The sequence below is a fragment of the Microcoleus sp. CAWBG27 genome, from assembly GCF_020883145.1.
Taxonomy (GTDB): Bacteria; Cyanobacteriota; Cyanobacteriia; order Cyanobacteriales; family Microcoleaceae; genus Microcoleus.
Window position 1 is genome coordinate 1 of record NZ_JAHREU010000125.1, and the last position, 8,422, is coordinate 8,422.

Annotated in this window: 6 protein-coding genes, 22 tRNA genes and 1 other annotated feature; of the genes, 3 read left to right on the plus strand and 25 right to left on the minus strand. The window is 44.4% G+C overall.

Annotated features, from left to right (window positions below; all coding sequences use genetic code 11):
* Window positions 1-9 precede the first annotated feature (9 nt).
* Complete coding sequence (locus QZ938_RS32265) at window positions 10-93, plus strand: transposase (RefSeq protein WP_293158237.1); 84 nt, start codon at window positions 10-12, stop codon at window positions 91-93.
* Window positions 94-662: 569 nt separating this feature from the next.
* Here QZ938_RS32265 and QZ938_RS32270 read toward each other — a convergent pair.
* From QZ938_RS32270 to QZ938_RS32390, 25 genes are all read right to left on the minus strand, one after another.
* Window positions 663-1,949: an RNA ligase family protein gene (locus tag QZ938_RS32270; RefSeq protein ID WP_293338251.1), complete on the minus strand. Its 1,287-nt coding sequence runs from the start codon at window positions 1,947-1,949 to the stop codon at window positions 663-665.
* A gap of 133 nt (window positions 1,950-2,082) precedes the next feature.
* Window positions 2,083-2,138: a sequence feature (23S ribosomal RNA rRNA prediction is too short), on the minus strand.
* 196 nt (window positions 2,139-2,334) lie between these two features.
* Window positions 2,335-2,407: transfer RNA gene (locus QZ938_RS32275), tRNA-Arg, on the minus strand.
* 5 nt (window positions 2,408-2,412) lie between these two features.
* Window positions 2,413-2,487, minus strand: a tRNA-Val gene (locus tag QZ938_RS32280).
* 260 nt (window positions 2,488-2,747) lie between these two features.
* Window positions 2,748-2,818: transfer RNA gene (locus QZ938_RS32285), tRNA-Gly, on the minus strand.
* 56 nt (window positions 2,819-2,874) lie between these two features.
* Window positions 2,875-3,717: a TIGR02452 family protein gene (locus QZ938_RS32290; RefSeq protein ID WP_293356374.1), complete on the minus strand. Its 843-nt coding sequence runs from the start codon at window positions 3,715-3,717 to the stop codon at window positions 2,875-2,877.
* Window positions 3,718-3,810: 93 nt separating this feature from the next.
* A tRNA-Thr gene (locus tag QZ938_RS32295) sits at window positions 3,811-3,882 on the minus strand.
* 95 nt (window positions 3,883-3,977) lie between these two features.
* A tRNA-Leu gene (locus QZ938_RS32300) sits at window positions 3,978-4,051 on the minus strand.
* Window positions 4,052-4,259: 208 nt separating this feature from the next.
* Window positions 4,260-4,333 (minus strand) — tRNA-Leu (locus QZ938_RS32305).
* Between the two features lie 28 nt (window positions 4,334-4,361).
* Window positions 4,362-4,436, minus strand: a tRNA-Leu gene (locus tag QZ938_RS32310).
* Window positions 4,437-4,440: 4 nt separating this feature from the next.
* Window positions 4,441-4,514: transfer RNA gene (locus tag QZ938_RS32315), tRNA-Pro, on the minus strand.
* Between the two features lie 4 nt (window positions 4,515-4,518).
* A tRNA-Leu gene (locus tag QZ938_RS32320) sits at window positions 4,519-4,599 on the minus strand.
* Window positions 4,600-4,621: 22 nt separating this feature from the next.
* Window positions 4,622-4,698: transfer RNA gene (locus tag QZ938_RS32325), tRNA-Leu, on the minus strand.
* Between the two features lie 25 nt (window positions 4,699-4,723).
* Window positions 4,724-4,797, minus strand: a tRNA-Gln gene (locus QZ938_RS32330).
* 94 nt (window positions 4,798-4,891) lie between these two features.
* Window positions 4,892-4,966 (minus strand) — tRNA-Asn (locus QZ938_RS32335).
* Window positions 4,967-4,972: 6 nt separating this feature from the next.
* Window positions 4,973-5,045 (minus strand) — tRNA-Phe (locus tag QZ938_RS32340).
* Between the two features lie 4 nt (window positions 5,046-5,049).
* Window positions 5,050-5,136: transfer RNA gene (locus QZ938_RS32345), tRNA-Ser, on the minus strand.
* Between the two features lie 8 nt (window positions 5,137-5,144).
* A tRNA-Arg gene (locus QZ938_RS32350) sits at window positions 5,145-5,219 on the minus strand.
* Window positions 5,220-5,253: 34 nt separating this feature from the next.
* A tRNA-Tyr gene (locus tag QZ938_RS32355) sits at window positions 5,254-5,335 on the minus strand.
* 13 nt (window positions 5,336-5,348) lie between these two features.
* Window positions 5,349-5,423: transfer RNA gene (locus tag QZ938_RS32360), tRNA-Lys, on the minus strand.
* A gap of 5 nt (window positions 5,424-5,428) precedes the next feature.
* Window positions 5,429-5,503, minus strand: a tRNA-Glu gene (locus tag QZ938_RS32365).
* Window positions 5,504-5,524: 21 nt separating this feature from the next.
* Window positions 5,525-5,599 (minus strand) — tRNA-Trp (locus QZ938_RS32370).
* Between the two features lie 212 nt (window positions 5,600-5,811).
* Entirely contained in the window at window positions 5,812-6,021 is a 210-nt protein-coding gene (locus QZ938_RS32375; protein ID WP_293356377.1) for a hypothetical protein, read from the minus strand.
* Window positions 6,022-6,157: 136 nt separating this feature from the next.
* Window positions 6,158-6,231 (minus strand) — tRNA-Cys (locus QZ938_RS32380).
* Window positions 6,232-6,306: transfer RNA gene (locus QZ938_RS32385), tRNA-Glu, on the minus strand.
* A gap of 128 nt (window positions 6,307-6,434) precedes the next feature.
* Window positions 6,435-6,507: transfer RNA gene (locus QZ938_RS32390), tRNA-Asp, on the minus strand.
* Between the two features lie 238 nt (window positions 6,508-6,745).
* Here QZ938_RS32390 and QZ938_RS33200 point away from each other — a divergent pair.
* Entirely contained in the window at window positions 6,746-7,102 is a 357-nt protein-coding gene (locus QZ938_RS33200; RefSeq protein WP_363318925.1) for a glutathione S-transferase family protein, read from the plus strand.
* A gap of 179 nt (window positions 7,103-7,281) precedes the next feature.
* Window positions 7,282-8,211: a polysaccharide deacetylase family protein gene (locus tag QZ938_RS32400; protein ID WP_293154364.1), complete on the plus strand. Its 930-nt coding sequence runs from the start codon at window positions 7,282-7,284 to the stop codon at window positions 8,209-8,211.
* The last annotated feature ends 211 nt before the right edge of the window (window positions 8,212-8,422 follow it).

Consider the following 8,422-nt stretch of genomic DNA (forward strand, 5'->3'; position numbering starts at 1 on the left):
AACAATCGAATTAAGTTGATTAAGCGACAAGCCTATGGCTTTATGAACTTTGATAACTTTCGAGCAAGGCTATTAGCTTGCTTTTCTGATTAGGTTTGCTTATCACCTTGACTCCAGAAGAGCCGCCAGAAACCGGGTTTTTTGCGAAAATACTTCGCTGTAGTTCGCAGATTGTATGAAAAACCCGGTTTCTTTGATTTATGGGCAATCTTTAATTAACATCATGTTCATTCAATTAATTGGGATTTGTCGTTGGGTGGGGGCGGGTTTATGAGATTGTTAGTTGTAGGCAGTTATTGTTGGCGAACCCGCCCCTACATTAATTATGGCAAATCCAACACCTACAAAGCTTTCAACAATTAACATCATGTTCATTCAATTAATTGGGATTTGTCGTTCAATACTCCGGACAGTTTTAGATCTAATCGAGTATCTCAAACCCTTGATGGCTATAGGTATGAGTATTTTTTCAATCTTTAACTCTAGCCCGGAGTTTCAAAAAACCATTAAAAATGCCAGGGCTTACGCTGTAACGCTTACAGAGTCGTTAAAAAACTGTCCGAAGTATTGTCGTTGGGTGGGGGCGGGTTTATGAGATTGTTAGTTGTAGGCAGTTATTGTTGGCGAACCCGCCCCTACATTAATTATGGCAAATCCAACACCTACAAAGTTTTAGATTTATCCTGATACCATTTTTTAGCGGCATTCATTACTGCTTTATTAACCTCTTTCCAGGTTAAGCCAGCAGCCTCTAATTCAACAGCACTTTCTTTTTGCACGTCAGCCATAAACCACTGCAAAAATGCTCCAATTTTTGCCATGTCAAATTGACCAGAACAAACTTCTGTCACTCCTTGTTCTAATCGAGCAGGCGTTACAAACAGATTCACAAAGTCATCAATGCTTTGAGCAACTTCTGGGTCGATTTGAACAGGTTGTTTGGTTTTTACAGCTTGGTGTTTTTCGCCTTTAGCTTTGAACAGCAGTTCCGCATAAGACAGCCTTTCGGCAAGTTCGCCGCTTTCGGGAAACATTACCAAGCCTTCGCCAATTCCTGCGATGCCGAAAGTTTCTTTGACCCAAGGATCTAGTTTTTCTACAGTATCAACCGCTTGATTGAGAGTGTCAACAGCCGATTCTAGTTGAGTGCGATCGCCAAAATCCAAAACAATCGGTTCTCCATAAAAAGGCAAGACAAAAATATCGGGATGCTTTGGCAAAAAATCGCCGATTTTGTCCGGGCGGGTTTCTAGTTTTGCAACTTTGCCATCTATGCCGCCGAATTGAATCGCAAATACTGCAAAGATTTTGCGATCGCACTCAGATACAGCCGTCCGTTTCTGAATGCCTTTACCGCACCATTCCCCAAAAATAGTTACGTGTTCGGAACTCGCCAGTTGAGCGAAAAAATCGATGTTTTGATTTACCCAACGAGCAAAGCCGAGATTGTCGTTTTCTGGGGTAATGATTTGCGATCGACTTTGGACAGCAACTTTACCATCAGTAAAGATTTGAATGCCACCATTAGTACCGTCGAGTTTAATTTTAGCTCGATAAGTTATCTTCGGAGCTTCCCCAACCAATTCTAAACTGCGGCGGAGATTGTACAGCAGTTCGATGCTCGGCCATGTTTGCATTACGGTTGATTGAGCAACCGTTTCTTGACAGTAAATTGCCGACAAATCAGTGCCAATAGCTGCCTCAACTTTGCCCAAAGCCATGCCAAAGGAATAAACACCTCGCAGCTTTGACGGTTTGATTTTAGTGCCATCTTTCAGCACGGAATCAGTTAAGGCTATGGCAACGATATCGCCAACATCATAAATGTTTTCTGAGTTGGCAACAATTTGCACTGCATCATGCCCTGAAGCTTCAAAACTATAGAGATATAGCGCATCAGCATTAGGATGATTTTGCGCGGTTTTTACTTCCATAGCAATTACAGGCATCGGGAAACTCCTTTGGTTATAACTTTATTAAAAGGTGAAATAGTGCAATTCCCTAAGGATGGCTGTGCCGTGCGTACTATTGGCGTGCGAGTTATCGGAGCATTGCGTTTTCTGAGTTACTAGAGGGACTCCGCCGATGAGTTATTACACACTCTTTAAAGGATGGCTACTTCTAAGCCTACCTATCGGGTTCATTGCACTCCTCGTTCGCAAACGCGCGCCGTTTTTGACAGCGTTACCTTTCCTCTCGTACTAAAGTATGTAGGCTCCAAAGATTGGGACACGCAAAGTGCGCGCGTGCGAAGCTATCCCGTAGGGAATCGCTCTTAATATAAAAAATTAATCATTCAATGGAATCAACCTCCTTAAAATCAGGCAAAAACAACGAGAGTGGTAGGACTCGAACCCACAACATCCGCGTCCGAAGCGCGGCGCTCTATCCTTTGAGCTACACTCCCTAAATTGGTAGTCCTGACAGGAATTGAACCCGCAACATCTTGCTTGTAAGGCAAACGCTCTACCATTGAGCTACAGGACTACAAAAGCGGATGATGGGAATCCAACCCATGCGCTGAGAATGGCACGCTCAGATGCTAGCTTTTACATCACACCCGCAAACAAATTTGATATTTCAGTTGGGTAGATCTGGTTTTTGAAGAGGGCGAAGCATCACCGCATATAAGTGATTAGTTATAATCTCATATTGACTGCGGTGATGCTTCGCCCCTACAGATATATGTTCGTGTACAAGCCGCTGCACACTTGTTACCTGTCATCTATAAACTGTTTAATTTGCCAAGCGGATAACGAGGCTCGAACTCGTGCCTAGAGTTTGGAAGACTCGAATGCTACCGTTACACCATATCCGCATGATTGAAAATTTAAAATTGCGTTGACACAGGAAAAATTGCGATCGCGATTTCGACTAATCTGAGGAAAATCGATTGTCAAATTCTGCAAATATCCTTCCTTCTTCGCTAGAGTCTAGTACAGAAAATAGTACGCTTTTGAATCTGCCAGCAAATTGACCGTTTGGCAATAAAAAGTCTGCAAACATCTGAGCTACCATAAATGGATCGTTCCTGAAGACACCACATCCCCAAGCTCCTAAAATTAACGCATCGCAACCTTTGTCAACAGCTAAAGCCAACAATTTTGCACCGCGTCCGTACAGAGTTTCGCGGATTTTTCCCGCACTTTCTGACTCTTTTCGGGAAATCTCACCAGCATTCGGAGCGCAACTCGTGATAAAATCAACAAGATAAGGTTCCTCAAGCAAAGTTCCATCATCTTTTCGGAATACTGAACAGCCGGGAGAGTAGATGAGTCTATCCGAGTAAAGCAGCGATTTATGAGAGCGATGATACTCGTAGTATTGGGGACATTTTAAAAGGCTTTTGTACAGTGCAGAACTGCGTGCTAAGCTCTCTTCTTGCGCTTGAGCGCCTTTGATAAATCCACCACCCGGATTTTTGGCAGAAGCGAAATTTAGGACTCCAATTTTTGCAAATTTTTGCGATCGCCCTTGACGCTCTGCACCCACCAGCGTTGTCTCATTTCTCACCATAAATTCCGTGTTCGAGAATTGGGGAGTACCTGAGAGAACCTTTTCCTGAATCGCTGACAGGGCATCGGGTTCGTAGTATGCCGTCCCCGCAACACAGGATGCTAATTGGCGATCAATCTTAACCTGCTTCCCTTCTGGGGACAAGTAGCAACCATCTTCGAGAATTTTTAGCGTGTTTTGGGCGATCGCAATTCTTTTCATGCTTTTTACTGAGATTTGCTACAAAAAATTAGGGCTGTAACTTATGTTGAAAAGTTAGCACAATTAGATAGACTCCTTCTGAGCTTTAGGACAAGCAGGTGGCGAGATTTGAACTCGCAAGAAAGCTTTACAAGAGCCTCATGTTGCCAATTACATCACACCTGCATTTTTGGTGGCGGGGACAGGAGTTGAACCTGCTATGAAGAGGCTTATGAGACCTCCAAGCCTACCCAGGCTACTTCACCCGCGATATCACCAAATACCCCTGGCTGGCCTCGAACCAGCAACCTCCTCGTTCTAAGCGAGGCACCTCTTCCAATTGGGCTACAAGGGCAATTTTGTTTAATCAACAGTCCTGGATACACTCCGACTAAAGAAACCGGGTTTTTTACCTAATTTGTGGGTGAGTGCGAAGGATTATGGCACAATTCACAGATTAACTTTGGTTGCTCAAAAGCACCGCGATTGCTCCAGAGGCATTTTCGATAAACTAACTTTTTTCCTAGACACTGTAAGTTCCTCCGATATTTATCAAAAATTCATGCTCCCGACAGGATTTGAACCTGTAGAAAACTAGCTTCTCGAACTAGCGCGTCTGCCGTTCCGCCACGAGAGCAAATAGCAAAAATTGGCGGTTAGCCAAGTACCCCTGACAGGAGTTGAACCTGCAAAAACACCGATTCTGATTCGATGATGTTTTCCAATTACATCACAGGGGTAAAGTCGGGATAGCAGGATTTGAACCTGCAACCTTCGGCTCCCAAAGCCGCCGCGCTACCAAGTTGCGCCACATCCCGTTCATGCTCAAGGTGAGACTCGAACTCACAATCAAAATAGAACAGATTTTAAGTCTGCCGCGTCTGCCAATTCCGCCACAAGAGCAAGTGAAACTTAGTTGAAAATTTGGTACTCCTGACTGGATTTGAACCAGTAACACACAATTTTTGAAATTGCAGCCTCTGCCAGTTGGGCTACAGGAGCATAATCTGCTTTCGTAATAGCAGAACTGGGAAGGCAGGGATCGAACCTGCATTTGTCCGCTTTCAAAGAGCGGTGCCATACCGATTAGGCGACTCCCCAATAGTTGAATAGTTGGGTAGACTGCCAACATAGATAAAAGCCTGTTTCAAAGATAGGCGAATTTACCAATTTGTCTACCCAGTAATTTAAAAAATGGCTGCCTCAGTAGGACTCGAACCTACAACCATCACGTTAACAGCGTGCAGCTCTACCATTGAGCTATAAGGCAACGCAATCCCCCAAGTCAGTATCGAACTGACGGCCTCTTGTTCTTCACACAAGCACTCTACCAACTGAGCTATCGGGGGAAAACGGAGAAGGAGGGATTTGAACCCTCGACGGGTGTTAAGCCGCTCTTTCTTAGCAGGAAAGCGCCATAAGCCTCTCGGCCACCTCTCCTCAATGAGCGAGAATGGAGGGATTTGAACCCCCAAATCTTCAGCCGCGCAAACTGAGTTGTTGTCCGATTACAACACATTCTCTCGATCGCAACTACATATTAAATACAGTTGCGAATGGGTCGGGCTGGAATCGAACCAGCAAAGCTTTAAGCTACTGTTTTACAGACAGCTACTCATACCAATATGAGAACCGACCCAAGGTTGAAAATTTGGTAGGTCGCCGAGGAATTGAACCTCGATCCATCCGCTTAAAAGGCGGCTGCAAAACCATTCTGCCAACGACCCACAAACAGTGCTGACGGGAGTTGAACCCGCAAATCACTTGGGTGAAAACCAAGCGGCTTAAACCATTTGCCTACAGCACTACAAATTTGATATTAAAAAATTGGCACAGGAACTGAGATTTGAACTCAGAATGCTGGTTTTGGAGACCAGAGTGTTGCCAGTTACACCATCCCTGCTTGCGATATAAGTTCAAAGAAACCGGGTTTTTTACCTAATCTGTCGGCTAGCGTGAATAATTTTTGTAAAAAACCCGGTTTCTAACTATCTGTGCGTCCAGCACTGTGTTGCTTTGTTACTTTCAAAGTTAAAAACGGCAATTAAAAGAGTGTTGGGTTGATCTTTTGATTTGTCGTTTTTCAAAATAAGTAAGCCTCTGGAAATTAGCCGATTAAACTTGGGCTTCATCTCGCAGTTGCCAAACCATTTTCTGAGCTTCCCATGCCTCATCAAGCTGTTGCAAGGTAGCATCAACGTCTTGAGAATAGCTATCAGCAAGGGATTTTTGAACGAACGCAGTCAACTGATCTTCCAAGTTGGCACTATTATTTGATACATCGTTAGGCATGAACTTTGAAAGAACGGTAGTTTTGGTCTTCATAACTTCTAACCTCCGTCAATGTCTATTAGGCTTTACTTCCTCTGTTTTGTAGATAGAATGACCGACTTTACAGTGCGTACCCTAAATAATTAAATTTCATGGAATTTATGTAATTTTTAATTACGATTGGGAACAGAGGTTAGGGCGGGATTTGAACCCGCGAAATTCGGTTTTGCAGACCGACGCTTTGAGCCACTCAGCCACCTAACCTGGGAGTCCCGACGAGGTTTGCACTCGCAATCTTCTGCTTGAGGGGCAGACGGCTTGACTTTTGCCTACGGGACTATTGATTTTAGATTTTAGATTTTAGATTGCTCCTGGGAGTAAAGCTGTTATTTTCAATTTAAGATTTTCAATTTTGATTGAAAAGCTCAAAATCCAAAATCCAAAATCCAAAATCTAAAATTGCTTGACGGGGCTGACGGGTTTCGATCCCGCTACCTTCGCTGTGACAGAGCGACGCTCTCCCAATTGAGCTACAGCCCCACAAGGTTTGTGTTTGGACGGGGTGGCGGTTGATTCCGCGTACTACAACCCTAGGGGGTGATGGTTGCCGGAGTCTACACCGCCAAATGTCCAAAAGTATGTGACATTGTTAATTTCCTATTCTGTTTTCAAGGTTCGTATTGCTTGTGAGATAAAGCTTTGAAGCTCTTTCCCCTTTGCTATATATTTATACTACATTGCGTACTACAGGACTGTCAAGGGGGTAATACAACTTTTTTTGAAATCTTTTTTTGACATGGGGTGTCGATCGCCCTTTCCGAACACTCCCACTCTGCCAAACTACGTAAAATCAAGACATTTGGCTGCTAAACTGGTGGTGTCGTTCGAGAAAAATCCGATGCTGAAACTGTACTACAATCCGATTTCTCTGAATTCTCGTCGCGTGTGGGTGGCACTTCTGGAGAAACAAGTTGCGTTTGAGCCGATCGCACTTAACCTCGACGGCGACCAATTTGCACCCGATTTTCTGGCAATTAACCCGTTTCACCGCATACAGGCGTTGGTGGATGGAGATTTGACTCTGGTGGAGTCGCTGGCAATTCTCCATTGTATAGATGCAAAATATCAAACCTGAATTTCTTCAACCCGCGAAGGGGAGTTTAGTCTGTCTACGCCCGGATTCGATCGCCCGGATTCGATCGCCCTTCCGATACCGCTGTCAATCCCGCTGAGACATATTTATCAAAAATTAGGTTTCTTTTCCCTGAAATTCCCATTATCATTATCGGCAGTGTGGAGTGAAGGGAATCCCAAGTGACCGGAAATCATCTATTTCAAAGACTGCGAAAAAAATGGCGTTTTGTGGCGATCGCCCTGGCAGCGGCTGCAATCAGCTTTATCGTGGGTATGCTGCTACCAGGAAACCAACAGGGAAGCGACAAACCTGCAACCGCCGCCGTGCAGAACCTCAACCAATCCTTAACGGTAAATCCGCTAGCAAAGGAGGTTGGAGGCGATCGAACAAGCTTTAATCTCGATCGCACAGTTGAGGAACTTCTCACCGTATTGGAACCCAAAGAAAAACGCTTGACTTTTGTGCCGCCAGAGCAGTTTCAGGGAACAACTGTTTTTGAAGGGACAATCAAATATTCTCAGAAAGTTATTGCTTTAACAGTGGATGACGGGCCGTGGCCAGAAACGACTGAACAAATGCTGGATATTTTTAAGCAAAATGACATTAAAGCAACATTTTTTTGGATAGGTAAATCTCTCGAAACTTCTCCTGACATTGCTCGTCGAGTTGTAGCAGAAGGTCACGCGATCGGCAATCATACGTGGCATCACCCATACGATCCGATGGATGCGGCGACGGCGGCTAGCGAAATCGATCGCACGGCAAAACTTATTTACGAAACGACGGGAGTCAAGACTACTTATTTCCGCCCGCCGGGAGGAGTTTTGACTAATGGTTTGGCTAAGTATGCTAAGGAACAAAATTATTCTGTGGTGATGTGGTCGGTAACTTCTGCGGATACAGATCCGCGCGCTCAACCAGAAGCTTTTGTTGAGAATGTGTTGAAGGGTGCGAAGCCGGGGGCGATTGTGTTGATGCACGATGGCGGGGGCGATCGATCTCGTACTATCAAGGCTTTACCGGATATGATTGCTGGCTTGAAGGAGGAGGGATATCGGTTTGTGACGATTCCTGAGTTGCTGGAAATGCAAGGGAAATCAGCAGCGTAAATTGTGCGGGCGGGCGATCGGCTTTTTTTGAAGATGAACAAAAGGCGATCGCTTTTTTTAAATTAAATTATGTATGTCGAATTATAACCCACATTCCGCAGATGTGGGTTTGATTTTTTTACCAGTTGTGAAAACTGGAAGCCCAAAAACTTTTGGGCTGAACCTATGCGGTTTTAGAGTTACAGATACTTGTCAAATTCACCTAAAATAA

Excerpts from the sequence above, each read along its gene's own strand:
- QZ938_RS32270 (WP_293338251.1), bottom strand. The coding sequence starts at position 1,949 with ATGCCTGTAATTGCTATGGAAGTAAAAACCGCGCAAAATCATCCTAAT.
- QZ938_RS32375 (WP_293356377.1), bottom strand. The coding sequence starts at position 6,021 with ATGAAGACCAAAACTACCGTTCTTTCAAAGTTCATGCCTAACGATGTA.
- QZ938_RS32290 (WP_293356374.1), bottom strand. The coding sequence starts at position 3,717 with ATGAAAAGAATTGCGATCGCCCAAAACACGCTAAAAATTCTCGAAGAT.